Origin of the sequence: Rhodococcus sp. BP-332, assembly GCF_019836065.1 — a bacterium.
In the GTDB taxonomy this organism is placed as follows: Bacteria; Actinomycetota; Actinomycetes; order Mycobacteriales; family Mycobacteriaceae; genus Rhodococcoides.
Genome location: NZ_JABUEC010000003.1, coordinates 547,154 through 568,005 on the forward strand (window position 1 = coordinate 547,154; position 20,852 = coordinate 568,005).

Genomic DNA, 20,852 nt, shown 5'->3' on the forward strand with positions numbered 1-20,852 from the left:
GGTCACCGCAGAGGCGGTGGAACGAGTGCGGGTGAAGACGGGTGCGGAGCGAGTGGTGCTGCGGCGGTTCAGCGTTGGCCGTACACGTTCTGGTAGCGGTCGTGCAGCGCGTCGACGGCGTCCGGCGGGATGGGCAGCGGCCGGCCGAGCTGGTGTGCGAGATGCACCGACCGTGCGACGTCCTCGCACATCACCGCTGCCTTGACAGCGGACCGCGCCGTCGGGCCCACCGCGAAGACGCCGTGGTTCTGCATCAGCACGGCGGGCGACCTGCTGCCACGCAGCGTGTCGACGATGCCGCGTCCGATCGAGTCGTCACCGATCGCGGCGAACGGTCCGACGGGGATGTCGCCGCCGAACTCGTCGGCGCACATCGTGGTGACCACCGGGATCGGCTCGCCGCGGGCGGCCCACGCCACCGCGTAGGGGGAGTGGGTGTGCACCACGGCGCCGACGTGATCGAGGTGGCGGTAGACGTAGGCCTGGGCCGCGGTGTCGGAGGACGGGGCATGATCGCCCTCGACCACGGTGCCGTGCAGATCGCACAGCACCATGTTCTCGGGGGTGAGGTCGTCGTAGGAGACGCCGCTCGGCTTGATCACGAAGAGGTCGTGGCCGGGGACCCGAGCGGACACGTTGCCGGCGGTCCACACCACCAGTCCGTACCGCACCAGTTCGGCGTGCAGCGCGCACACCTCGGCGCGGACCCCCTCCACGGTGCCGCGAGCGCTGTCGAGAACGGTCATCGTCGAACCGCCTTCCGGTCGAGCACGTCGCCGCGGAGGGCCCGCAGGTCGCGCATGGTGGACACCTGACGTCCGAAGTGGTCGTGAAGATCGGAGTAGATGCGGAACAGAGCGTCGTAGGCCTGCGACCGGCCCTCGTCGGGTTGGTACGCGCCGCGGTGCACGCGGCCCATCGCCTTCGAGGCCACGGGCACGTCGGCGTAGCAGCCAGCCGCGACTGCCGCGTGGATCGCCGATCCCAGCGCCGGACCCTGCTCGGACCCGATGACCGAGAGCGGCATGCGCAGCACGTCGGCGTAGATCTGCATCAGCAGTGGGTTCTTCGCCAGTCCGCCGGCGACGACGAACTCCTCGACCGGAACACCGCTGGCGCGGAAGGTCTCGACGATGACCCGCGTGCCGAAGGCCGTGGCCTCGAGCAGTGCCCGATAGATGTCCTCGGGCCTGGTGGCGAGAGTCGTACCCAGCAACAGTCCCGACAGACGGTGGTCGACCAGGACGGATCGGTTGCCGCTGTGCCAGTCGAGGGCCACCAACCCGTGTTCGCCGACCTCCTGCTCGGACGCCAGCCGGGTCAGGTACTCGTGGACCGACTCGCCGGCCTCGGCGGCGGCGTCGCGGTAGTCGGCAGGAACCCCGGTGCGCGTGAACCATCCGAAGATGTCGCCGACTCCGGACTGCCCGGCCTCGTACCCGTAGGACCCCGCGACGATGCCGCCGTCGACGACGCCGCACATCCCCGGAACCTCCCGCAGTACGTCGGCGCTCATGACGTGACAGGTGGAGGTGCCCATGATCGCCACCATGCGCCCGGGTTCCACGGCGCGGGCCGCCGGCGCCGTGACGTGCGCGTCGACGTTGCCGACGGCCACGGCGATTCCCTGGGGCAGTCCGGTCCACGCGGCGGCCTCGGCGGTCAGAGACCCTGCACGAGAACCCAGTTCGCCGATCGGCTGGTCGAGCTTGTCGGTGACGAACGCGGCGAACCCGGGTGCCAGGGCGGTGAGGAACTCGGCCGACGGGTACTCGCCGTCCTGGAGAATGCCCTTGTAGCCGGCCGTGCAGGCGTTGCGGACGTAGCGTCCGCACAGCTGCCAGACGATCCAGTCCGCCGCCTCGACCCACCGCTCCATGGCGTCGTAGACCTCGGGGTCCTCCTCGTGGATCTGCAACGCCTTGGCGAACTCCCACTCGGACGAGATCAGTCCGCCGTAGCGGGGGAGCCACGTCTCGCCGCGCTCCGCGGCGAGGGCGTTGATGCGATCGGCCTGGCCCTGTGCCGCATGGTGTTTCCACAGCTTCACGTAGGCGTGCGGCCGATCGGCGAACTGCGCGACCTCGTCGAGCGGGGTGCCGTCGGCGAGTGTGGGCACCATCGTGCACGCCGTGAAGTCGGTCCCGATGCCGACCACCCGGTCGGGCGGGACACCGGCATCGCGCAGGGCTGCGGGAACGGCGGTGCGGAGCACGTCGCGGTAGTCGTCGGGAACCTGGAGGGCCCAGGCGTCGCCGAGTCGCACGGAGCCGCCGGGCAGCGTCGACTCCAGGACTCCGTGTCGGTACTCGTGCACGGCCGTACCCAGCTCGGCACCGTCGGAGACCCGCACGACGACGGCCCGTCCGGACAGCGTGCCGAAATCGACTCCGATGGTGTAGGTCTCGTGATCGGGCGTCGTCATGGCTGTTCTCCTGTGGCTCGGGTGGTGCTCGCGCGCACGACGAGTTCCGGAGCGATCTGCGTCTCGGGACCGCCGGTCCCGTCGATCGCCGCTCGCAGGATCTCGATGGCGCGTCGGCCCACCTCGGTGAAATTCTGTCGGATCGTCGTCAGCGGAGGGATGAGATAGGCGGCTTCGGGGATGTCGTCGAAGCCCACGACGCTCACGTCCTCCGGCACCCGACGGCCGTGCTCGTGGAACGCACGCAGCAGGCCCAGCGCCATCTGATCGTTGGCGCAGAACACCGCCGTGACGTCGGGATCGGCCGCCAACCGGGAGCCGCGCTCGAACCCACTGCGCGCGGACCAGTCACCACGGAGCGGAGGGGTCCACGGCAGGCCCGCCTCGTCGAGGACCTCCCGCCACCCCTGTTCGCGCGCGCGAGCCTCGGCCCAACCCAGCGGACCCGCGAGGTGGGCGATGCGTCGATGTCCGGAATCGACGAGGTGACGGGTGGCGAGGCGGGCGCCGCCGACCTGGTCGATGCCGACCGTCCAGCGCGAGGTCAGCGGATCGCCCTCCACGACGACGACGGGCACCACCGCCTCCTCGGAGCGCGCCGCGGCCACCGCGTCGTCGGTCGCGGCGATGAGGACGATGCCCTCGACGCCCTGGTCGTGCAGGTGGTGCATCGCGTCGACGAGCTCGTCGCGCGAGAGGGTCGTGAGACTGACCGCGCTGACCGAGAAACCGGCCTCGCGGGCGGCGCTCTGGACGGTGCGGTGGGTGGTGCTCGGGCCCCAGAATCCGAGCTTGGAGCCGATGATGCCGATGGTGGCCGACCGCTTCGTCACCAGGGCGCGGGCGGCCCGGTTGGGCCGGTACCCGAGCTGGTCGATGGCACGCTGGACCCGTTCCCGAGTCTCCGGGCGAAGGTTGTTCTGTCCGTTGATGACTCGGGAGACCGTCTGATGGGACACGCCGGCGAGCCGGGCGACGTCGGCCATGACGGGAGGTCGACCGTCCGTGCCGGTCGTGGTGGTCATGCTCGCCTCGGACGGAAGCGGGCCCGCGGCACCGTGGTCAGACGCTGAGCGACGACGAAGACGAGCAGCAGTGTTCCGACCGTGATCCGGGTCCACCACGAACTCAGGGTCCCGTCGAACGCGATGAACGTCTGGATGGCACCGAGGATGAGGACACCGACGACCGAGCCGAGAACGTAGCCTCGGCCACCCGTGAGCAGCGTCCCACCGATGACGACGGCGGCGATCGCGTCGAGCTCCATGCCGACCGCGTGCAGGCTGTAACCCGACAGGGCGTAGAACGCGAACAGGAGTCCGCCGAGCGCGGCGCAGAAACCGCTGATCGAGTAGACACCCACCTTCACCGCCGCCACACGCAGTCCCATCAGCACGGCCGACGCCTCGTTGCCGCCGATGCCGTAGACCGACCGGCCGAAACGGGTGCATGCGAGGACGTAGGCCGCCACCGCGACGGTCACGAGTGCGATGACGACGCTCCACGTGATGGTGTAGCCGCCCGGGAGCTCGATCACGGCGAACGCGATGGAGCTGAACGTCTCGTCGGTGATGGGGATGGACTCGACGCCGATCATGTAGCAGAGACCACGGGCGAGGAACATGCCGGCGAGCGTGGCGACGAACGGCTGGATCTGGAGGTAGTGCACCAATACGCCCATCGTGGTGCCGAGCAGCGTGCCGCACAGCAGCACGGCGGCGATGACGAGGACGGGGGACCAGCCGAGTTGCAGTGTGCGCGCCGCGATCATGGTCGACAGCGCCACGACGGAGCCGACCGAGAGATCGATACCGCCGGTCAGGATGACGAAGGTCATGCCCACAGCGAGGACGATCAGGAACGCGTTGTCGACGAACAGGGAGAGGAACAGCTGCGGGTCGGCGAAGCCGGGGTAGCGCATCTCGCCGACGCCGAACAGGCCGACGAGCAACGCGAAGGTGGCGATGACCGGCAGGAACCTGCTCGGCGGCGAATAGCGCCGGATGCGGTCCCAGCGGGACGGCGCAGTGGAGGTGGCCGGGGGGCGTGTCAGCAGATCGGTCATGACCGGGCCGCCTTTCGAGTCGTCGGTCTCCTGTGTCGAAGGCCCAGCAGTGACGCTCGGGCACGCGGTGACTGCAGGAGGCAGACGACGATGACGACCAGAGCCTTGAAGAGGTAGTTGGCCTCGGAGGGGATGCCGAGATTCGGGATGGTGCGGGTCAGGGTGCCGATGAGCAGCGCACCGACCACGGTGCCGGCGAGCGAGAAGCGTCCGCCCGTGAGTGCCGTGCCGCCGATCACCACGGCGAGGATCGCGTCGAGCTCGATCCACAGACCGAGGCTGTTGGCGTTCACCGAGTTGGTGTTGGCGGCGATGATGAGACCGGCGATGCCGGAGCATGTCGCCGCGAAGACGTAGACGGTCCACACGATCGTGCGGGCGCTCACTCCCGCGAGGCGACTGGCCTCGGGATTGATGCCGACCGCTTCGACGAGCATGCCGAGGGCGGTACGGCGGGTCAGCAGGGCGGTCACCACGACGACGGCGAGCGCGATCAGCAGTGCCACGGGGAGTCCGAAAACGATCCCCGAGGCGAGCGAGCTGAAGGCCCCGTCCTGCACGGTGGTGATCTGACCGTCCGTGATGAGCATGGCCAGGCCGCGGCCGGCCACCATGAGGACCAGGGTCGCGATGATCGGCTGAATCCCGAACACCGACACCAGCAGTCCGTTCCACAGGCCCAGCAGCACACTGGCTCCCAGTGCCCACACGACGGCCATGACGACGGTGGTGACGGCGCCCTCGTCCGGGGCGGCCGCGATACGGGTGCAGGCCACGGCCGCCGCGATGACGGCGACGGCGCCGACCGACAGGTCGATGCCGCGGGTCGCGACCACGAGCGTCATGCCCACCGCGACGAGGATGAGCGGTGCGGAGTTCCGCGCGATGTCGACGACGTTGCCGAACAGGCCACCGTTCTCGATCCTGATGTCGAGGAAGTCCGGTGTCGCGACGACGTTGACGACGATCAGCGCGATCAGGGCGAGCAGCGGCCAGACGACCGGGTGCGACATCCATCCCGGGGTCCGGCGACCGGCCGGGGCGTCGGACGCCGGCCGTGGCGGGGGAGTCGACGTCGGTCGTACTCCCAGAGTGTCGGTCATGCCTCGGAACTCCTGTCGTCTGCGCGGGTTCCCGCCGCGATGGTCGCGAGGACGTCGTCGACGGAGACTCCTCGGTTGACGCGCTCGTCGATCAGGTGGTGATCGCGCATCACGACGACGCGGTCGCTGAGGCGCAGGATCTCCTCGAGCTCGGCCGAGATGAACACGACCGACATCCCGCGTTCGGCGAGATCGGCCACGAGAGCCTGGATCTGCGCCTTGGCGCCGATGTCGATTCCGCGGGTGGGCTCGTCCAGGATCAGGATCTCCGGTTCCGTGACGAGCCAGCGCGCGAGCAGCACTTTCTGTTGGTTGCCGCCGGAGAGGTTGCGCATCAACGCGTTCGGGTCCGCGGGGCGGATGTCGAGTGCAGTGATGTACTTCTCCACCAGGGCGGTGCGGGTGGCGCGGGGGATCGGGCGCATCCACCCACGAGTGGCCTGGAGCGCGAGCATCATGTTGTCGGCCACCGTCAGGTCGCCCACGACGCCGTCCGCCTTGCGGTCCTCGCTGGTGAGCGCGACCCGTCGATCGACCGCGTTGCGTGGTGTGCGGAAACGTCGACGGGTGGAGTGGATCTCGATGGTGCCGGAATCTGCGCGGTCCGCCCCGCCGAGCAACCTCGCCAGTTCGGTGCGGCCCGATCCCAGCAGCCCCGCGACGCCGACGACCTGCCCGGCGTACAGCCGGAGATCCGTAGCCTCGAGGGCGCCCTTGCGGCCGAGGCCGAGCACCTCCATGACGGGTTCGGTGGTGGGATCGACCACCGTGGGCTCGCGGTCGTCCAACTCGCGCAGGGTGTCGAGCTCCCGGCCGATCATCAGTTCCACCAGGGTCAGTTGCGGGGTGTCCGCCACCGACCGCTCCTCCACCAGGCGTCCGTTGCGCAGGATCGTCATGCGATCCGAGATGCGATAGACCTGGTCGAGGAAGTGGGAGACGAAGACGACGGCCGTACCCGCGTCCCGCAGCCGCTCGATGACCCCGTACAGGGTCTCCACCTCGTCCTTGTCGAGGCTGGAGGTGGGCTCGTCGAGGATGAGCACGCGGGCGTCGACGTCCACCGCACGAGCGATCGCGATCAGCTGCTGCACGGCGATGGGGTGATCGCCGAGCACCGACGCGGGATCGACCGCGAGGCCCAGTCGATCGAGCGTCGCACGTGCGCGGCGGTTCATCGCCCGGGTGTCGATACCGCCCACGGCGTCGAGAACGGTGCGCACCGCGCCGCCGGTGCCGCCGAGCAGTCGGTCGAGCCGCCGCGGCTCGCGCCCGAGCAGCATGTTCTCGGCCACGGTGAGGTTGGGCAGGAGGTTGACCTCCTGGTACACCGTGCTGATGCCGGCGGCCTGAGCGGCCGCCGGACTCGCGAACTCGTGCACGGTCCCGTCGACGGTGACGGTGCCGCTGTCGATCGGGTAGACGCCGGTGAGCGCCTTGATCAACGTCGACTTGCCGGCACCGTTCTCGCCCATCAGCGAGTGGACCTCGCCCGGGTAGAGCCGCAGGGAGACGCCGTCGAGGGCACGGACGGCGCCGAAGGTGATGGAGATGTCCGTCATCTCCACGATCGGTTCCGTCGCCGTCGTGGTCGGCGGGGGGACGATCATCTCGGTGCTCATGTCAGTACTGGCGGTCGGCGAGCACGGAGGCGGCCTGCTCGCGGGTGAACGTGGTCTCCTCGGTGACCACGCGCTTGGGTACCTCTTCGCCGGCGACGACCTTCTTCGTCAGGTCCATCAGTTGCGGTCCGAGCAGCGGGTTGCACTCGACGATGTAGTCGATCTTGCCGTCGGCCAGCGCCTGCATGCCGTCCTTGACCGCGTCGACGGTGATGATCTTGATGTCCTTGCCGGGGACGAGGCCGGCCGCCTCGATGGCCTCGATGGCGCCGAGGCCCATGTCGTCGTTGTGGGCGTAGACCACGTCGATGGCCTTGTCGGAGTTCAGGAACGACTCCATGACCTGCTTGCCGCCGTCGCGGGTGAAGTCACCGGTCTGGGACTTGGAGATGGCGATGGTCGGTTGTGCGGCGATGGCCTCGCGGAAGCCCTCGGCGCGATCGATGGCCGGTGCGGCACCCGTCGTGCCCTCGAGCTCGACCACGTTGATGCGTCCGTCGGCGTTGACGTCCGACGTCGCGCTGTTCTCGACGAGCCAGTCGCCGGCCTTGACGCCCTCGGCGACGAAGTCGGATCCGAGGAACGTGGCGTACAGCGACTCGTCCGTCGTGTCGACCGAGCGGTCGGTGAGGATCACGGGGATGTTCGCGCGCTTCGCTTCCTGCAGCACCGGCTCCCAGCCCGTCTCGACGACCGGGCTGAAGGCGATCACGTCCACCTTCTGCTGAATGTAGGTGCGGATGGCCTTGATCTGGTTCTCCTGCTTCTGCTGTGCGTCGGAGAACTTGAGATCGATTCCGGCCTCGCTCGCCGCGCCCTGGATCGACGTGGTGTTGGCGGTGCGCCAGCCGCTTTCGGCTCCGACCTGCGAGAACCCCAGGACGGTCCCGCCTCCGCCGCTCGCGGAGTCGCCTCCGCCGCCGCAGGCACTCAGGATCAGCGCACTGCTCACCAGGAACGTGCTCGCTGCAACGACTCTCTTCGACGTCATCGTGGTCTCCTCTGTAGGCATCACTCCGTGTGACGCGTGACACAGAGTGTGAGCGTTAACATTCCTCCGCGTCAAGAGGTTCGCAAACATTGCCGAAACGTGATGTGAACGCTCACATCAGTGGCATCATGGGCCGGTCGTGAGGCGGCAGGGCCGGACGACCACACCGCGGGAAGGCTGGAGGTGGGCCGACTATCGCGCGGCGAACCTGTACTCGATCACGCAGCGAGACGTCTCGCCCGGGCGCAGGACGGCCGACGGGAACGCCGGCCGGTTCGGGCTGTCGGGGAAGAACTGGGGCTCGAGCGCGAGTCCGTCGCCCTGACGCAGCGCGGTACCGCGTCGGGACACGGTGCTGCCGTCGAGGAAGTTGCCGGTGTAGACCTGCAGCCCGGGCCGATTCGTCCACACCTCGAGCGTCGTGTCGCTGCGATGCGACGTGACGCGCGCGGCGCGGCGCAACTCCCCGCCGTCCTCGGGTCCGTCGAGGACGAAGTTGTGGTCCACCCCTCGCGTGGCCGCAACATGAGGATCGTCGGACCGGACGACGTCGCCGATGCGGCGCGGGAGCCGCAGGTCGAGTGCCGTGCCGTCGACCGGGACGACACCGTTCGTGGGAATTCCCGCGGAGTCCACGGGCACGAACGAGGCCGCCTCCACCTGCAGTTCGAGGTCGTCGACACCGTGTCCGTCGAGATCGATGTACGCATGGCTGGTCAGGTTCACCACTGTCGTACGTGAGGTCTGCGCGAGGTACTCGATGCGCATCGTGTCTCCCCGGACCGAGTAGACGGCGCGTGCCCGCACCTCGCCGGGGTAGCCCTGGTCGCCGTCGGGACTCACCAGGGACAGTTCCACCTCGTCGGCGGTGACCCGCTCCACCGTCCAGGTGCGGGAGTCGAAGCCGTCGACTCCGCCGTGCAGGTGGTTGTCGCCGTCGTTGCGCGACACCTCCACCCGCTCACCGTCGAGGTCGAATCGCCCGTGCGCGATGCGATTGGCGTAGCGCCCCACGGTCGCCCCGAGGTAGTCCGTGCCCGCGCGCAACTCGGCTTCGCCGGCGACACCGACCGACACGTCGCGGCGTACACCGTCCCCGCCCGTGACGGTCAGGCGCAGCAGGGTCGCACCGTACGGCAGCACCTCCACCTCGATCCCCGGCGCCGAGCCGATGGTCACGGCGGTGTCGGACGTCCTGTCAGTGGTCATGGCGCAGACCCTACGACGGTCATGGCGCAGACCCTGCGACGGTCATGGCGCAGACCCTGCGACCAGAGGTGATTGAATCTGTAGATCATGACGACCGACACCGCGACCGACAGCGCAGGAGTCGCACCTCGGCACCGAGTGCTCTCCGGCATCCAGCCCACGGCGGATTCCTTCCACCTGGGCAACTACCTGGGCGCGGTGCGGCAATGGGTCGAACTGCAGGACGAGTACGACGCCTTCTACTTCATTCCGGACCTGCACGCCATCACGGTGCCGCAGGATCCGAAGGAGTTGCGCGCCCGGACTCGCCGCGCCGCAGCGCAGTTGCTGGCCGTCGGCATCGACCCCGCGCGCTCCACGCTGTTCGTGCAGTCCCATGTACCCGAACACGCCCAACTCGCATGGGTTCTCAACTGCATCACCGGATTCGGCGAGGCCGGCCGGATGACGCAGTTCAAGGACAAGTCGGCACGCCAGGGCAGCGATCAGGCGAGTGTCGGCCTGTTCACCTACCCCGTGCTGCAGGCCGCGGACATCCTGCTCTACCGCCCGCAGCGAGTGCCCGTGGGGGAGGACCAGCGCCAGCACCTCGAGCTGACCCGCGATCTCGCCCAACGCTTCAACTCGCGCTACAAGAAGACGTTCGTCGTGCCGGAGGCGCACATCGTCACCGGTATCGCGAAGATCTACGACCTGCAGGAGCCGACGGCGAAGATGAGCAAGTCCGGCTCCGGCGTGTCGGGCCGGATCGACATCCTGGACGACCCCGCCGTGTCGGCCAAGAAGATTCGCTCGGCGGTCACCGACAACGAGCGTGAGATCCGCTACGACACGGCGGAGAAGCCCGGTGTCAGCAATCTGCTCACCATCCAGTCCGCCCTCACCGGCACGCCCGTCGCGACGCTCGTCGAGGGATACGTCGGAAAGGGATACGGTGATCTCAAGAGCGACACCGCGGATGCGGTGTCGGCGTTCTCCGCCCCGGTGCGCACGGCGTTCACGGAGTACATGAACGACCCGGCCGAACTCGACCGGATTCTTCGGGACGGGGCCGAGCACGCACGCTCGATCGCGTCCAGGACGCTGGCACAGGTGTACGACCGGGTCGGATTCCTTCCACCGAAAGGCTGAGCGCCATGCCGGACTTCGCGGCGATCATCGAGGAACGTCGACGGCGGTGGCCGTGGTTCGATCACCTCGCGCGGGCCGGCTCGGTGTACCAGCAGCAGAAGGGCGACTACTACGCCGCGGGTATCACCTACTTCAGCGTTCTGGCCCTCTTCCCGCTGCTGATGGTCGCGTTCGCCGTGGTGGGCTTCGTTCTGGCCTCCCGGCCGGACCTGTTGACGGAACTGCAGTCCCAGATCGCCGAGAACGTTCCCGGGAGTTTCGCGGGCACCATCAACGAACTGGTCTCGAGTGCCATCGAGTCGCGCACCAGCGTGGGCATCATCGGTCTCCTGGGTGCGCTCTACGCAGGCCTCGGATGGACGGCCAATCTGCGGGAGGCGCTCACCGCGATGTGGGAGACGCCGCACGAGGCGGGCAGCTTCCTGGCCACCAAGGCCAAGGATCTCGGAGCGCTGCTCGGTCTGGGTCTGGCCCTGGTGATCTCGCTCGGCCTGTCGGCGGTGGCCAGCGGGTCGGTGGTCCCCGCACTCCTGAAGGCCGTCGATCTGGACGATGTTCCCGGTGTCGGCGTCGCCGTGCAGATCGCGTCGTTCGCCCTGGCGATCGCCGCGACGTGGGCACTGTTCGTGTGGGTCATCGCCCGGCTGCCCCGTGAGCCCGTGACCGTGCGCAGCGCGGCACGCGCCGCGCTGTTGGCGGCCGTGGTGTTCGAGATCTTCAAGCAGGTCGGCGCGGTCTACCTCGAGAGCGTCACGTCCGGTCCGGCCGGTGCCACGTTCGGACCGATCATCGGCATCCTCGTGTTCGCCTTCACGACGTCACGCTTCCTCTTGTTCTCGACGGCGTGGGCGGCGACGGCCACGGAGAACCTGTCCCTCGCGGCACCCGCCGTGCCCGACAGTGCGGTGATCGCACCGCAGGTGGTGGTCCGCGAAGGGGTCTCACCCGCCGGTGCGGCAGCTCTCGTCGGCGCCGGCGTGCTCACCGTGCTCGGCCTGGGCGGATGGCGCGGCCGGCGCCGACGCTGACGCTGACGTGCAGCGTGGTCAGGACCGTCTGCGGTGCAGCGTGCGTGCCCACAGGAGGAGCCCGATCACGACGATCAGACCCAGAACTCCCGCACCGACCCTGATCGCCACCTCGCTCTCGTCGTCCACTCCGGCATAGGCGCCGCCACTGCTCGCCTCGGTCCGCCGATCGGTCGGCGCGGTCGAGGCGGGGGTCGACGAGGTCGGCGCCGCCGCCGCGTCCGGGCTCCCGGTCACCAGGGTGCCCACCACCGTGTCGGCAGGCTGCGTGAAGCCGTAGTCGAGCAGGCGGGCGGCCTGCTCCCAGGGCCGGATGGGCAGCACGTCGGCATTCATGAGCGACACGGCCAACCGGCGGCCACCGCGTTCGGCCGCGCCGACGAAGGTCTGGCGTGCGTCGTCGGTGTAGCCGTTCTTGCCGCCCAGTGCATCCGGGTAGTTGAACAGCAGCGCATTGTCGCTGGCAAGGGTGAAGCCCGGCCGGTCCTCGTTGAGCGGCAGATCGGGGTTCACCGGCACGCCGGGCATGTCGGGCCGTGAGGGGTTGTCCGGCTTCGACGCGTCCTTGGGATAGCCCGGGAACGGAACCGATTCGGTGGCAACGAGTTCGGCGAAGGTCGGATCGTCCATCGCGGCCCGGAAGATGAGCGCCAGATCGTAGGGTGAGCAGGCCATGCCCGGTCCGTCGAGACCCGACGGCGACGCCGTGCGCGTGTCCAGGGCACCGAGCTCACGGGCCTTCGCGTTCATCTTCTCCACGGCGGTGTCGACGCCGCCGAGCTGGACGGCGAGGGCGTGCGCGGCATCGTTGCCCGACGCCATCACCAGCCCCTGCATCAGCTGGCGCACCGAGTACACGCCGCCGGTACCGATGCCCACCGCGCTGCCCTCGGCGGCCGCGTCCTCCGCGGTGGCCACCACGGTGCGATCGAGATCGAGCTCGTCGAGCGCGACGAGCGCCAGCAGGACCTTGATCGTGCTCGCCGGCCGGTACCGGCCGTGCGGATCCTTCGCCGCGATCACCGCGCCGGAGTCGAGATCGGTGAGCACCCATCCCGCCGCCGAGATGTCCGCGGGAAGAGCGGGCGCACCGGCCGCGGTGATCACACCGCACGCCGCCAGTTCCTCGCCGCCGACCGTCTCGGCCGGGACGGGTACGGGCTGCGGTTCCGCGTCGCCGGGAGCGGGGACCTCGGACGCATCGATGGCCGGTGGTGGCACGTCACGGTGGGGACAGGCGTCGGTGTCGGGCGTCCGGAACGGGGTGGACGTCGGAGGCGGTGCGGGCTGCGCCCCGGCGAGACTCGGAAGGAGTGCCGGCGTACCCACGAGCACGACCGCCGTCGCGATCGCCGCGGCTGTCCGTCGGCCGCGTCCGGTGCGGTCGTGAATGTTCATCACCGGTCACCCTAGGCGGCGCGCTCGCGCACGCCGCCCCGGGTGACCGGGTGTGTCCGGATCGAGAAGTCAGTCGGCGGACGGCCGGAGGTACGGCCGCTGGACCTTCTTCCACGCCTCGTACGTCTCGTACGCCGTCTGCGTGCTCTCGAGCGTCGAGGTGGCGCTGACCGGGACGTCCCACCAGGACTCGCTGTCCGGAGCGGCGATCAGCGGATCGGTCTCGACGTGGATGACCGTGCAGCGGTCCGCCGCCTTGGCCACCTTGACGGCGTCGGCGAACTCGCCGGCGGTGTTCACGCGGATGACGTCGGCGCCGAGGCTCTGTGCGTTGGCCGCCAGATCGACGGGCAGCACACCGCCGTCGAGTCGACCGGACTCGGACCGATAGCGGTACGCGGTGCCGAAGCGCTGGGAGCCGAGCGACTCCGACAGTGATCCGATGGAGGCGAAGCCGTGGTTCTGCACCAGCACCAGGATGACCTTCACGCCCTCCTGGACCGCGGTGACCAGCTCGGTGGCCATCATGAGGTAGCTACCGTCGCCGACCATGACGAAGACGTCGCGATCCGGTGCCGCCATCTTGACGCCGATGCCGCCGGCCACCTCGTAGCCCATGCAGGAGAACCCGTACTCGACGTGGTAGCCCTTGGCATCGCGTGTGCGCCAGAGCTTGTGGAGGTCTCCGGGCATCGAGCCGGCGGCGCACACGACGATGTCGCGTGGGTCGGACAGCGAGTTGGTGAGACCGATGACCTGGTTCTGGTTCATGCCGAGGTTGTCGTCGTCCACGGCGTAGACCGAGGCGACCGTGCGATCCCACTCGGCGGCGAGTTCGGTGGCGCGCGCGCGGTACTCGGCGCTCACCTCGTGGTCCGCGAGCGCGTCCGTCAGTGCTTCGAGCGCCTCGCGGGCGTCGGCGACCACGGAGAGACCGCCCTGCTTGACCGAGTCGATGGACGCGACGTTGATGTTGACGAACCGCACGTCGGGGTTGGAGAAGGCCGTGCGCGACGCGCTGGTGAAATCGCTGTAGCGCGTGCCGATCCCGATGACGACGTCGGCCTCGGTCGCGAGGGCGTTGGCGGCCGTGGTGCCGGTGGACCCGATCGCTCCGACCGACTGCGGGTGGTCGTACACGAGGGAGCCCTTGCCGGCCTGGCTCTGGCCGACGGGGATTCCGGTCTTCTCGGCGAACGACGCGAGCGCCTCGGTGGCACCGGAGTAGATGACGCCGCCGCCGGCGACGATCAGCGGCGCCTTCGCCGAGCGGATGATCTCGGCGGCGCGGGCGACGACGGACCGCTCGGGCAGCGGGCGGGCGACGTGCCAGGTGCGCGGCGCGAAGAACGACTCGGGCCAGTCGTGTGCCTCGGCCTGGACGTCCTGCGGGACGGCGACCGTGGCGGCGCCGGTCTCCACCGGGTCGGTGAGGACGCGCATGGCGCCGAGCAGAGCCGCGGGCAGTTGCTCGGCGCGCCACACTCGATCGAAGTAGCGCGAGAGCGGCTTGAACGCGTCGTTGACGGTGACGTCGCCGCTGGACGGGAGCTCGAGCTCCTGCAGCACCGGCGAGGAGGCACGGGTGGCGAAGGTGTCCGCCGGGAGAAGCAGGACGGGCAACCGGTTGATGGTGGCCAACGCCGCGCCGGTGAGCATGTTGGTCGAGCCCGGTCCGACACTGGCGCTGACGGCCCAGGTCTGGAGACGGTCCTTCTGGCGAGCGAAGCCGACGGCGCTGTGCACCATGGCCTGCTCGTTGCGGCCGAGGACGTAGGGGAGCTCCGGCTCGGTGCCCGCCTCGACGGCGTCGATCTCGGCCTGCAGCAACGCCTGTCCGAGACCGGCGACGTTGCCGTGGCCGAAGATGCCGAAGCAGCCCGCGAAGAACTTTGTCCGGACCCCGTCACGCTCGACGTACTGGTTGGCGAGGAAGCGGACGATGGCCTGGGACACCGTGAGGTGCACCATCGGCTCGGCGTTCTCGGTCTTGCTCTGTGACATCGGTGCGGTGGACACCATCGTCAGGCTCCTTTTCCACGGTGCGCTGAGTCCAGCGGAGGTCGGGGGGTGAGGGGGAGGCGTGGATCGACGTCCTGGCCGTCCCACGTGCTGCGGATCCAGGTGTGGTCGGGATCGTCGACGATCTTCCAGGCGCGCTCGCTGCCCGGTCCGGCCATGACGTTGAGGTAGTACATGTGGTAGCCGGGCGCCGCGACGGACGGCCCGTGATACCCGTGCGGGACGAGGACGACGTCACCCGTGCGCACCTCTTCGAGCACCTCGATGGGACGCTCGGGTGTGCCGTACACGCGGTGGTATCCGAAACCGGCGGAACCGTCACGGCCACTGTCGATCTCGAAGTAGTAGATCTCCTCGAGTGCCGATTCGGTCTCGGTCTCCTCGTCGTGCTTGTGGCCGGGGTAGGACGACCAGTTGCCGCCGGGGGTGATGACCTCGCACGCGATGAGCGAGTCGGCCTCGAAGGTGTCGGCGGTGCCGAAGTTGTGCACCTGCCGGCTGCAGTTGCCCGCGCCGCGCAGTTCGACGGCGACGTCGGTGGCGGGAACGTAGCGGAACGGCAGGGCCCGCGAGGCGCGTGCGCCGCACAACGCGAAACGTCCACCCTGCTCGCTGCGGAGGGTGTAGCTGCTGTCACGGCCGACGTACGCGAAGTCGGAGGGCCCGTCGAAGACCGACGCGCGCCCCGTCAGTGCGAACGACTCCTCGCCGCACGTGACGGTCGCGGATCCCTGCAGAGGGACCACCATGATCTCGTCGTCGTCGGAGGTGAGATCGACGGACTCGCCGGGTGCGAGAAGCACTGTGCGCAGACTGGACTCGGTCCATCCCGCGCTCTCCGGGGTGACGGTGACTCCGGCGCCGGGGACGGCGGGAATGTAGAACTCGCTGTTCACTCGTCCGCCCCGCCCCGCACCATGTCGACTGCGGTCGCCACCGCGGTGGCGACGTCGCCGTCCTTCGGGTAGAGCAGTGTGCGGCCCACGATGAGGCCGCGGACGGCGGGGATCTTCAGTGCGCGTGCCCAACTGGCGAAGGTCTCGTCGGGCGCGGTCTGCGGGTCGCCGCCGAGGAGCAGCGTCGGGAGCGTGGTGGCGTCCATGACGCGCTCCATCTCGTCGACCACGGGCAGCTTCATCCAGGTGTACGCCGACGAGGCGCCGAGGCCCTGGGCGATGTGGATGGACTTGATGACGGCGTCGGCACGCAGATCGTTGACCACCTTGCCGTCGCGGCGCGACGACAGGAACGGCTCGACCATGGCCATGAGGCCCTCGGCCGCGAGTTCGTCGATGGCCTGCGCGCAGGCGGTGAGGGTGCCGAGCGTGCCGGGATCGTCGAGGTCGATGCGGGTCAGCATCTTGGCGCCGTTCATCCGCGCCTTCGCGGTGGACGCCGCGGTCGCGCCGGTCATCCGGTCGTCGAGCTCGAACGACGCGCCGGCGAGTCCGCCGCGGTTCATCGAGGAGATGACGACCTTGTCGTCGAGGGCGCCGAGCAGGACGAGGTCGTCGAGAATCTCGGACGTCGCGAGGACACCGTCGACTCCCGGGTCGGCAAGCGCGGTACGCAGGCGGTCGAGCAGTTCGGTGCGACTGTTCATGGCCGTCGGGTTCGAGCCGACCGACAGGGCACCGCGGGCGGGGTGATCGGCGGCCACGATCATGAGCCGCCCGTCTCCGCGCACCGTCTCACGGGTGACGCGAGACGCCCAGGCGCGGTCGATCGCGCCCGGGTCGTGCGCCCGGATCTCGGTGACGTCGGCGTACGTGGTGCAGGTCGCGGTGATGGTCTCAGACATGTGCTTCCTCGGAATCGGCGAGATCGGAACCCGGTGCGGTGACCGCGGACTCGGCGAGGGCGGCGACCTCGTCGGCGGTGGGCATGGCGGTGGAGCATTCGAGGCGCGACGCGACGATGGCGCCGGCCGCGTTGGCGTGGCGGAGGATCTTCTCGAGTGGCCAGCCGGACAGCAGTCCGTGGCACAGCGATCCACCGAAGCTGTCGCCGGCACCGAGTCCGTTGACGACGTCGACGAAGTTCGGTGGCACCTCCACGCGCTCGGTGCGCGTCTTGCCCAGTACGCCCTTGGGGCCCTGCTTGACGATCGCCAGTTCCACCCCCATGTCGAGCAGCGCGTCGGCGGCCCGGTCCGGCTCGGTCTCGCCGACGGCGACCTCGCACTCCTCGCGGTTGCCGACGGCCACCGTGACGTGTCGCAGTGCGCGCTGGACCTGCTCGGTCGCGGCGGCGGGGCTCTCCCAGAACATGGGCCGGTAGTCGAGGTCGAGCACCGTCAGCGGAGCGCGTCCACGCGCCTCCCAGGCGGTGAAGTGTGCACTGCGCGAAGGCTCCTCGGACAGACCGGTGACCGTCGACCAGTACAGAGCGGCGCTCCGGACGGCCTCGGTGTCGATGTCCTCGGGGCGCACCTGCAGGTCCGGCGCGGTTGGCTTGCGGTAGAAGTACAGCGGGAAGTCGTCCGGCGGGAAGATCTCGCAGAACGTGACCGGGGTGGCGTACTGGCCGTCGACCACGACGTAGCGGTTGTCGACGCCGAGGCGGGCGAGCTCGGCGCGCACGAAGCGGCCGAACGGATCGTCGCCGGCGCCGGAGATCAGCGCGGTGCGGCGCCCGAGTCGCGCGGCGGCGACGGTGACGTTGGCGGCGCTGCCACCGAGGAACTTGCCGAACGTCTCGACGTCCTCGAGGCCCACACCGACCTGCAGGGGATAGATGTCGACTCCGCTGCGTCCGATGGCGAGCACGTCGAAACGTGCATCACCGGTGGGGCCGGTGTTGTTCACTGTGGTCAAGGTCTGCTCCATCGATACTCGGGGCGTGTGCGTGGGGGCCGGTATCACTGTGCTCCGCGCCACACCAACCTGTCAATAGTTTGTCCTGACATTCTAACTTGCCGTCATATTGCGCACGGTCACTTACACTCTGTTCTCGGGCAGCCCGCCCGCACACCCGCCTAGTTTCGGATCGGAGCTGGTACGTGAGTCAACCGCTCGCCGTGGAGCTCGACAGGTCGAGTCCCGTTCCGCTCTACTACCAACTCGCGCAGGCCATCGAGGGCGCGATCCTCGGCGGCAGTCTGGCCCCGGGTGACCGCTTCGAGAACGAGCTCGCCCTCGCGAAGCGCCTGAACCTGTCGAGGCCGACCACGCGTCGGGCCATCCAGGAACTGGTGGACAAGGGGCTGCTGGTGCGCAAGCGTGGCGTCGGCACACAGGTGGTGCAGAGCCCGGTGCATCGACCGGTGGAGCTCACCAGCCTCTTCGACGACCTGGCGCGCGCCGGCCAGGACCCGACGACGAAGTTGCTCGAGTACTCGGTCGGGCTGCCCACCGAGGACGTGGCGCGCGAGCTCAACATCGGGCCGGAGTCCGAGGTGGTCACCGTGCGGCGTCTGCGACTGACCAAGGGTGAACCGCTCGCGCTGATGATCAACTACATGCCCGTCGACGTGGCGCCGGAGCCCGCCGAGCTCGAGGCGCACGGCCTGTACCAGTCGCTTCGCACCAAAGGAGTCCACATCCGCCTCGCTCGCCAGCGCATCGGGGCGAAGGCGGCCGATCGCGACGAGGCGCACCTGCTGGACGAGAAGCCGAAGGCGCCGCTGCTCACCATGCACCGAACGGCGTTCGACGACTCCGGCAAGGTGGTCGAGTACGGGTCGCACGTGTACCGCGCGTCGCGGTACTACTTCGACACGACCCTCGTCGACCGCTGACCCGGAGGCGTCAGCCTGCGGTCGACCGGAGCGTCGGCCGAACCTTCTCCAGCGCGTACGTCAGCGACGCCGGTGACGGTGTGTTCAGCGCGATGATGGTCGCGTAATCCGTGATCAGCATGCCGCCCGAGCGCACCGAGGGCAGATCGGCCCAGCCGGGCAGTGCCTCGAGATCGGCCGCGGTACCGCCGTTCACGAGGATGATCACCAGGTCGGAGTTCAGGACGTCGACGCGTTCTGGCCCGACGACGAGCCGGTTGCCGGCCGTGGCGGGCAGGTCGACGGCCGGCAGCGTCATCCCCAGTTCCTGGTAGAACGCCGAGGCGCCGTCGTCGGGATCGGCGACCACGACGAGCTGCTGGGTGGCCGGGATGTACTGCGACAGCAGCGCCGTCCTCCCCGCCAGTCCGGGCAGCTCCGCGGCGGCGTCGGCGAGGGAGGTCCGCGTCCGCGCGATCACCGCGTCGGCGTCGTCCTCGCGGCCGAGCGCCGTGCCCAGCGCGCGCGTCAGCGCGTCGTAGGGCGAGACCGTGTCGCCGATGACGGGAATGGTCGGGGCCAGTGCGGTCAACTGCTGGTACTGGGTCGGTGTCGACGCGGCGAAGTCGGCGAGTATGAGATCCGGTGCGTACGAGGCGATCTCCTCGATGGGGAGGGTGCCCTCGACGGGGACGGGAATGAGCGGTACGTCCGCCGCCAGCTCCGACTGCCAGGGATAGCGGCCGTCCGGTGCCCCGGTCGTGTCCGAGGCGAAGGCCACCGGCTGCACCCCCAGAGCGAGCGCGGCGTCCACGGCCGGAGCGGTGAGGGCGACGATGCGGAGGTCGGACCCGAGTTCGGCGCGGTCGATCGCGGTGGAGCCCAGTGCGTGCTCGATGGTCACGGTGCCCGTCGGGGCGTCGCTGTCGGGCACCGCGTCGGACGCCTGATCACTGCTGCACCCGGCCGCCGTGAGGAGTGTCAGAACGGCGACGGCCGTGGCGAATCGTCGTGATGTCGTGCTGCGCATGCGGTACCCCTGCTGCTCGCGATGCCTCCGGAGACCGCGGAGGTAGGGGTACCCTAAGTCACCCGGGAGGCCGCGTGGGGAGCTACGTGTCGGCCGGCGGTGCCGTGCTTCCGCGCACCTGCAGTGTCGGCGCGATGAGGTCGAGGGTGCCGGCTGCCGTCGGACGAGCGATCCGGTCGATCACCGCCGCTGCGGCCCGGCGACCGACCGACGCGCTGGCGTTGTCCACCGACGTCAGGGAGACGTGGCGCAGTTGTGCGATGGAGGTGTTGTCGTATCCGACTATCGAGATGTCCTGCGGCACGGTCAGTCCCGCTTCCTGACAGGCCGTCATGACACCGACCGCGGCGATGTCGTTCACCGCGTACACGGCGGTCGGGCGGGGGGTGCGGGCGAGGAGTCTCCGGGCGGCGTCGTATCCGCCGTCCTCGGTGAGGTCGCACGCTTCGACGAGGCCGTCGGTGTCCAGACCGCGCGACGCCATCGCGGCGCGGTAGCTGTCGGCGCGCAGAGCGGACACGGCGCCGAACGACCCGGCCACGTGGGCGATCCGGCGGTGACCCAGTTCCGCGAGATGCGCCACCGCCAGCGCGGATCCCGCGGTGTCGTCGTTGGCCACGACGTCCGCGCGGGGGAGTTCGAGGTCGCGGCTCGCGACGATCACCGTCGGCATGGACGTCGCGGCATCGGCGACCAGGGGAGTGGGTGACCGGGTGCCGACCAGGACGAGCGCGTCGAGTCGCAGTTCGGTGAACTTGCGGACGACGGTGTCGTCTCCGCTCCGGTCGGCTCGACCGTCGCCGAGCATCATGGTCAGCCCGTGTGCCTCGAGCACCGGGGCCATGCCCTCGAGGCAGTCCACGAACCACGGGTTGCGGAGGTCGTTGATGAGGACCCCGACGATGTCCGTCCGTTGCCGGGACAAGTTGCGGGCCGACAGGTTCGGCCGGTAGCCCAGCTCGTCGATGGCTGCGTGCACGGCTGCGCGCTTCTCGTCGCTGACGTTGGGGGAGTCGTGCAGGACCAGGGAGACGAGCGACTTGGACACGCCGGCGCGTTCGGCCACGGTGCGGATCGTGGGTGGCCGCTCGATGTTCGTCACGGCTCGCT

General features: G+C 69.4%; 18 protein-coding genes. 3 read left to right on the forward strand and 15 right to left on the reverse strand.

All coding sequences use genetic code 11. From position 1 onward, the window contains the following. Positions 1-68: 68 nt before the first annotated feature. The 8 genes from HQ314_RS13770 to HQ314_RS13805 all read right to left on the reverse strand — a co-directional run bounded on the left by HQ314_RS13770 (position 69) and on the right by HQ314_RS13805 (position 9,415). On the reverse strand, positions 69-746 hold the full coding sequence (locus HQ314_RS13770) for an L-ribulose-5-phosphate 4-epimerase (protein WP_222650340.1): 678 nt from the start codon (positions 744-746) through the stop codon (positions 69-71). Next, on the reverse strand, positions 743-2,425 hold the full coding sequence (gene araB, locus HQ314_RS13775; RefSeq protein WP_222650341.1) for a ribulokinase: 1,683 nt from the start codon (positions 2,423-2,425) through the stop codon (positions 743-745). Before araB ends, HQ314_RS13770 begins: the two co-directional genes overlap by 4 nt. After that, complete coding sequence (locus HQ314_RS13780) at positions 2,422-3,450, reverse strand: LacI family DNA-binding transcriptional regulator (protein ID WP_027503751.1); 1,029 nt, start codon at positions 3,448-3,450, stop codon at positions 2,422-2,424. The genes araB and HQ314_RS13780 overlap by 4 nt, the downstream gene beginning before the upstream one ends. After that, entirely contained in the window at positions 3,447-4,490 is a 1,044-nt protein-coding gene (gene yjfF / locus HQ314_RS13785) for a galactofuranose ABC transporter, permease protein YjfF (RefSeq protein ID WP_037183810.1), read from the reverse strand. The genes HQ314_RS13780 and yjfF overlap by 4 nt, the downstream gene beginning before the upstream one ends. After that, the gene (locus HQ314_RS13790) at positions 4,487-5,593 is read right to left on the reverse strand and encodes an ABC transporter permease (RefSeq protein ID WP_231476089.1); all 1,107 of its coding nucleotides are present in this window, start codon (positions 5,591-5,593) and stop codon (positions 4,487-4,489) included. Before HQ314_RS13790 ends, yjfF begins: the two co-directional genes overlap by 4 nt. Next, complete coding sequence (locus HQ314_RS13795) at positions 5,590-7,215, reverse strand: sugar ABC transporter ATP-binding protein (RefSeq protein WP_027503748.1); 1,626 nt, start codon at positions 7,213-7,215, stop codon at positions 5,590-5,592. The genes HQ314_RS13790 and HQ314_RS13795 overlap by 4 nt, the downstream gene beginning before the upstream one ends. A 1-nt stretch (position 7,216) precedes the next feature. Continuing rightward, positions 7,217-8,206 carry an ABC transporter substrate-binding protein gene (locus tag HQ314_RS13800; RefSeq protein WP_056447659.1) on the reverse strand — a complete coding sequence of 330 codons (990 nt, stop codon included), beginning with the start codon at positions 8,204-8,206 and terminating at the stop codon, positions 7,217-7,219. Between the two features lie 192 nt (positions 8,207-8,398). Then, complete coding sequence (locus tag HQ314_RS13805) at positions 8,399-9,415, reverse strand: aldose epimerase family protein (RefSeq protein WP_222650342.1); 1,017 nt, start codon at positions 9,413-9,415, stop codon at positions 8,399-8,401. Between the two features lie 87 nt (positions 9,416-9,502). Here HQ314_RS13805 and trpS point away from each other — a divergent pair, with 87 nt between their 5' ends. Both trpS and yhjD read left to right on the forward strand, forming a co-directional pair. Further along, positions 9,503-10,546, forward strand: a complete 1,044-nt coding sequence (gene trpS / locus HQ314_RS13810) for a tryptophan--tRNA ligase (protein WP_056447663.1) — start codon at positions 9,503-9,505, stop codon at positions 10,544-10,546. 5 nt (positions 10,547-10,551) lie between these two features. Then, positions 10,552-11,574, forward strand: coding sequence for an inner membrane protein YhjD (gene yhjD, locus HQ314_RS13815; protein WP_222650343.1), 1,023 nt, complete (start codon positions 10,552-10,554; stop codon positions 11,572-11,574). Positions 11,575-11,592: 18 nt separating this feature from the next. On the opposite strand, the gene HQ314_RS13820 is transcribed toward yhjD, so the two are convergent. The 5 genes from HQ314_RS13820 to iolC form a co-directional block, all read right to left on the reverse strand. Further along, complete coding sequence (locus tag HQ314_RS13820; protein WP_037183807.1) at positions 11,593-12,972, reverse strand: D-alanyl-D-alanine carboxypeptidase family protein; 1,380 nt, start codon at positions 12,970-12,972, stop codon at positions 11,593-11,595. Positions 12,973-13,041: 69 nt separating this feature from the next. Continuing rightward, a complete protein-coding gene (gene iolD / locus HQ314_RS13825; RefSeq protein ID WP_222638737.1) occupies positions 13,042-14,994 on the reverse strand; it encodes a 3D-(3,5/4)-trihydroxycyclohexane-1,2-dione acylhydrolase (decyclizing) in 1,953 nt (650 codons plus the stop codon). Between the two features lie 2 nt (positions 14,995-14,996). After that, positions 14,997-15,890 (reverse strand): 5-deoxy-glucuronate isomerase, encoded by an 894-nt coding sequence (iolB, locus tag HQ314_RS13830; protein WP_222650344.1) that lies wholly within the window; start codon positions 15,888-15,890, stop codon positions 14,997-14,999. Continuing rightward, complete coding sequence (locus HQ314_RS13835; protein ID WP_027503740.1) at positions 15,887-16,795, reverse strand: hypothetical protein; 909 nt, start codon at positions 16,793-16,795, stop codon at positions 15,887-15,889. Before HQ314_RS13835 ends, iolB begins: the two co-directional genes overlap by 4 nt. Further along, a complete protein-coding gene (gene iolC / locus HQ314_RS13840) occupies positions 16,788-17,822 on the reverse strand; it encodes a 5-dehydro-2-deoxygluconokinase (protein WP_051612912.1) in 1,035 nt (344 codons plus the stop codon). The genes HQ314_RS13835 and iolC overlap by 8 nt, the downstream gene beginning before the upstream one ends. 173 nt (positions 17,823-17,995) lie before the next feature. On the opposite strand from iolC, the gene HQ314_RS13845 reads away from it, so the two are divergent. Continuing rightward, complete coding sequence (locus tag HQ314_RS13845; protein ID WP_027503738.1) at positions 17,996-18,733, forward strand: GntR family transcriptional regulator; 738 nt, start codon at positions 17,996-17,998, stop codon at positions 18,731-18,733. A gap of 10 nt (positions 18,734-18,743) precedes the next feature. Here HQ314_RS13845 and HQ314_RS13850 read toward each other — a convergent pair whose 3' ends face one another. Both HQ314_RS13850 and HQ314_RS13855 read right to left on the reverse strand, forming a co-directional pair. Next, positions 18,744-19,742: an ABC transporter substrate-binding protein gene (locus HQ314_RS13850; RefSeq protein WP_222650345.1), complete on the reverse strand. Its 999-nt coding sequence runs from the start codon at positions 19,740-19,742 to the stop codon at positions 18,744-18,746. 82 nt (positions 19,743-19,824) lie between these two features. Beyond that, positions 19,825-20,844 (reverse strand): LacI family DNA-binding transcriptional regulator, encoded by a 1,020-nt coding sequence (locus HQ314_RS13855; protein WP_285188685.1) that lies wholly within the window; start codon positions 20,842-20,844, stop codon positions 19,825-19,827. Between the last annotated feature and the right edge of the window lie 8 nt (positions 20,845-20,852).

Coding starts and splice junctions, on each gene's coding strand:
- HQ314_RS13770 (WP_222650340.1), bottom strand. CDS start 746: ATGACCGTTCTCGACAGCGCTCGCGGCACCGTGGAGGGGGTCCGCGCC.
- araB (WP_222650341.1), bottom strand. CDS start 2,425: ATGACGACGCCCGATCACGAGACCTACACCATCGGAGTCGATTTCGGC.
- HQ314_RS13780 (WP_027503751.1), bottom strand. CDS start 3,450: ATGACCACCACGACCGGCACGGACGGTCGACCTCCCGTCATGGCCGAC.
- yjfF (WP_037183810.1), bottom strand. CDS start 4,490: ATGACCGATCTGCTGACACGCCCCCCGGCCACCTCCACTGCGCCGTCC.
- HQ314_RS13790 (WP_231476089.1), bottom strand. CDS start 5,593: ATGACCGACACTCTGGGAGTACGACCGACGTCGACTCCCCCGCCACGG.
- HQ314_RS13795 (WP_027503748.1), bottom strand. CDS start 7,215: ATGAGCACCGAGATGATCGTCCCCCCGCCGACCACGACGGCGACGGAA.
- HQ314_RS13800 (WP_056447659.1), bottom strand. CDS start 8,206: ATGACGTCGAAGAGAGTCGTTGCAGCGAGCACGTTCCTGGTGAGCAGT.
- HQ314_RS13805 (WP_222650342.1), bottom strand. CDS start 9,415: ATGACCACTGACAGGACGTCCGACACCGCCGTGACCATCGGCTCGGCG.
- trpS (WP_056447663.1), top strand. CDS start 9,503: ATGACGACCGACACCGCGACCGACAGCGCAGGAGTCGCACCTCGGCAC.
- yhjD (WP_222650343.1), top strand. CDS start 10,552: ATGCCGGACTTCGCGGCGATCATCGAGGAACGTCGACGGCGGTGGCCG.
- HQ314_RS13820 (WP_037183807.1), bottom strand. CDS start 12,972: ATGAACATTCACGACCGCACCGGACGCGGCCGACGGACAGCCGCGGCG.
- iolD (WP_222638737.1), bottom strand. CDS start 14,994: ATGGTGTCCACCGCACCGATGTCACAGAGCAAGACCGAGAACGCCGAG.
- HQ314_RS13835 (WP_027503740.1), bottom strand. CDS start 16,795: ATGTCTGAGACCATCACCGCGACCTGCACCACGTACGCCGACGTCACC.
- iolC (WP_051612912.1), bottom strand. CDS start 17,822: ATGGAGCAGACCTTGACCACAGTGAACAACACCGGCCCCACCGGTGAT.
- HQ314_RS13850 (WP_222650345.1), bottom strand. CDS start 19,742: ATGCGCAGCACGACATCACGACGATTCGCCACGGCCGTCGCCGTTCTG.